The organism is Mesorhizobium sp. M1A.T.Ca.IN.004.03.1.1 (genome assembly GCF_003997555.1).
GTDB lineage: Bacteria > Pseudomonadota > Alphaproteobacteria > Rhizobiales > Rhizobiaceae > Mesorhizobium.
In genome coordinates this window covers 1-242 of record NZ_RZTV01000950.1, presented here as the reverse complement: position 1 = coordinate 242, position 242 = coordinate 1, and the positions used below count along the sequence as shown (strand labels likewise).

Sequence of the window (242 nt, the reverse complement as noted above, 5' to 3'; positions counted from 1 at the left end):
CGGCGTCAGCAGTTGGGTGAAGGCCTGCCTGGGCGAACCCGATAAGGCCGTTGAACACGCTACACTTGCCATGCGTCTCAGCCCTTTGGATCCGCGCCTCTTTGCCTGGCAGTTCAACATCGGTCTCGCGCATTTTTGCGCCGGCCACTATGACGATGCTGCCGCCTGGGCAGGAAAATCGCTACACCACCAGCCGAACTACCCGAGCGCCATGCGCGTGATGGCGGCGAGCCAGGCCATGG

Annotated in this window: 1 pseudogene; it reads left to right on the top strand. The window is 62.8% G+C overall.

Annotated elements, in window-relative coordinates:
* A pseudogene (locus tag EOD29_RS34485) lies at nt 1-242 on the top strand (adenylate cyclase); the annotation flags it as partial.